The 2,692-nt window shown below is 69.4% G+C and carries 4 protein-coding genes; all 4 read left to right on the forward strand.

Annotation, left to right across the window (positions count from 1 at the left end; all coding sequences use genetic code 11):
- A partial coding sequence (locus ACWCSD_RS51160) for a roadblock/LC7 domain-containing protein (RefSeq protein WP_449926916.1) occupies nucleotides 1–171 on the forward strand: 171 nt, incomplete at its 5' end.
- Nucleotides 172–176: 5 nt separating this feature from the next.
- Nucleotides 177–569 (forward strand): DUF742 domain-containing protein, encoded by a 393-nt coding sequence (locus tag ACWCSD_RS51165; protein WP_352350303.1) that lies wholly within the window; start codon nucleotides 177–179, stop codon nucleotides 567–569.
- A gap of 7 nt (nucleotides 570–576) precedes the next feature.
- Nucleotides 577–1,137 carry a GTP-binding protein gene (locus tag ACWCSD_RS51170; protein WP_352350493.1) on the forward strand — a complete coding sequence of 187 codons (561 nt, stop codon included), beginning with the start codon at nucleotides 577–579 and terminating at the stop codon, nucleotides 1,135–1,137.
- A 57-nt stretch (nucleotides 1,138–1,194) separates the two neighbouring features.
- The coding region (ffh, locus tag ACWCSD_RS51175; RefSeq protein WP_449926914.1) for a signal recognition particle protein at nucleotides 1,195–2,692 on the forward strand (1,498 nt) is incomplete at its 3' end.

Genomic DNA, 2,692 nt, shown 5'->3' on the forward strand with positions numbered 1-2,692 from the left:
GGCCTGATGCTGATCATGTCGATCAGCGACGGCTCGTGCCTGGCGGTCCTGGCGGCTCCCGACTGCGACATGGGACTGGTGGCGTACCAGATGACCTTGATGGTGGATCGCGCCGGTCAGGTGCTGACCCCGGCGGTGCGCGCGGAGCTGCGCGCCAGCCAGACCAGGTGATGTAGGTGACGGATTCCTGGAACAGCGGTGGTTGGGAGCCCCAGCCGCCGGTCAGCTCGGACCCGGCCTCGCCGGTGCGCCCGTACGCGGTGACGGGCGGGCGTACCGCGCCCAAGGTCAAGCTGGCCATGGAGGCCCTGGTCTCGTCGGCTACGGCCGAACACCGGGAGTTCTCCCACATCACCCCCGAGTACAAGGCGATCAGCCAGCTCTGCCGTCAGGTTCGGTCGGTCGCCGAGGTGTCGGCGCTGCTGCGGATCCCGCTCGGCGTGGTGCGTGTTCTGATCGCTGACATGGCGGCCGAGGGCCTGGTACGGGTGCATCAGCCGCAGCTGGATGCGGGTAGGCCGGACGTCAACCTGCTGGAAAGGGTGCTCAGTGGACTTCGCAGGCTCTAGCCCCGGTCTGACCTCGACGAAGATCGTGGTGGCCGGCGGCTTCGGCGTGGGCAAGACGACGTTCGTCGGCGCGGTCTCGGAGATCATGCCGCTCACGACGGAGGCCGTCATGACGGACGCCTCCGCGGGCATCGACGACCTGGGCATGACGCCGCTGAAGTCGACCACGACCGTCGCGATGGACTTCGGCCGCGTCTCGCTCGACCGCGACCTGATCCTTTACCTGTTCGGCACGCCCGGACAGCACCGGTTCTGGTTCATGTGGGACGACCTGGTGCGCGGCGCGATCGGCGCGGTCGTGCTGGTGGACACCCGCCGCCTGGCCGACAGCTTCCCCGCGATCGACTATTTCGAGGAGGCGCAACTCCCCTTCATCGTGGGGATCAACGGCTGGGACGGCACGTACGCCCACAGCGACGCCGAGGTCCGCGACGCCCTCACGCTGGCCCCCCACATCCCGCTGGTGCGTCTCGACGCCCGCCAGAAGGACTCGGTCAAAAGCGCTCTGATCAACCTCGTCGAGCACGCGTTGACCGTCCGGATGGCCGTGCCAGGCTGGAGCGGCTAGGAGAGCGGATAGGCTGAAGTCTTAGACGTACATTCGCTTCGAGGACTGGCCAACCACGTGTTCGAGACGCTTTCCGACCGGCTGACATCGGTCTTCTCCTCCCTCCGATCCAAGGGTCGGCTGTCCGACGCCGACATCGACGCCACCACCCGCGAGATCCGCATCGCCCTGCTCGAGGCCGATGTCGCGCTCCCGGTGGTCAAGGCGTTCGTCGCCCAGGTCAAGGAGCGCGCCCGCGGCGCCGAGGTCTCCCAGGCGCTCAACCCGGCGCAGCAGGTCGTCAAGATCGTCAATGACGAGCTGATTGAGATCCTCGGCGGCGAGACCCGCAGGCTCCGCTTCGCCAAGACCGCGCCGACCGTCGTCATGCTCGCGGGTCTCCAGGGCGCCGGCAAGACCACCCTGGCCGGCAAGCTGGCCCGGTGGCTGCGCGATCAGGGCCACGCGCCCCTGCTGGTCGCCGCCGACCTCCAGCGGCCCAACGCCGTGCAGCAGCTCCAGGTCGTGGGCGAGCGCGCCCAGGTCGCCGTCTTCGCGCCCGAGCCGGGCAGCGGCGTCGGCGACCCGGTCGACGTCGCCCGCCGCTCGATCGACGAGGCCCGGCGGCTCAACCACGACATCGTCATCATCGACACCGCCGGTCGCCTGGGCATCGACCAGGAGATGATGAAGCAGGCCGCCGACATCCGCGACGCGGTCCGCCCCGACGAGGTCCTGTTCGTGGTCGACGCCATGATCGGCCAGGACGCCGTCACCACGGCCCAGGCGTTCATGGACGGCGTCGGCTTCGACGGCGTCGTGCTGACCAAGCTCGACGGCGACGCCCGCGGCGGCGCCGCGCTGTCGGTGCGGCACATCACCGGCCGCCCGATCATGTTCGCCTCCACCGGCGAGAAGCTGGAAGACTTCGACGCCTTCCACCCCGACCGGATGGCCTCCCGCATCCTCGACATGGGTGACATCCTCACCCTGATCGAGCAGGCGCAGAAGACGTTCGACGAGGAGCAGGCCGCCAAGATGGCGGGCAAGCTCACCTCGGGCGAGAACTTCACGCTCGACGACTTCCTCGAGCAGATGATGATGGTCCAGAAGATGGGCCCCATCAAGAACCTGCTCGGCATGATGCCCGGCATGGGGCAGATGCGCGACCAGCTCAACTCCATCGACGACCGCGACCTCGACCGCATCGCCGCCATCATCCGCTCGATGACGCCCGGCGAGCGCCAGGACCCGAAGATCATCAACGGCTCCCGCCGCGCCCGCATCGCCGCCGGCTCCGGCGTCACGGTCAGCGCCGTGAGCAACCTCGTCACGCGCTTCTTCGAGGCGCAGAAGATGATGAAGCGGGTGGCCGGGGGCATGGGGCTGCCGGGCATGCCCGGGGGGCGCGGGAAGGCGTCCAAGGCCCAGAAGAAGGCCAAGAAGGGGCGGCGCGTCAGCGGCGACCCGCGCAAGGCGGGCCTGGAGAAGTCGGCGTCCCCGTCGCCCGACGGCGAGGGCGGCGCGCCCAAGGCCGGGGGAGTGCTGGGGAACCTGGGCGGCAAGCTGCCGCCGG

The organism is Nonomuraea sp. NPDC001684, assembly GCF_053596515.1.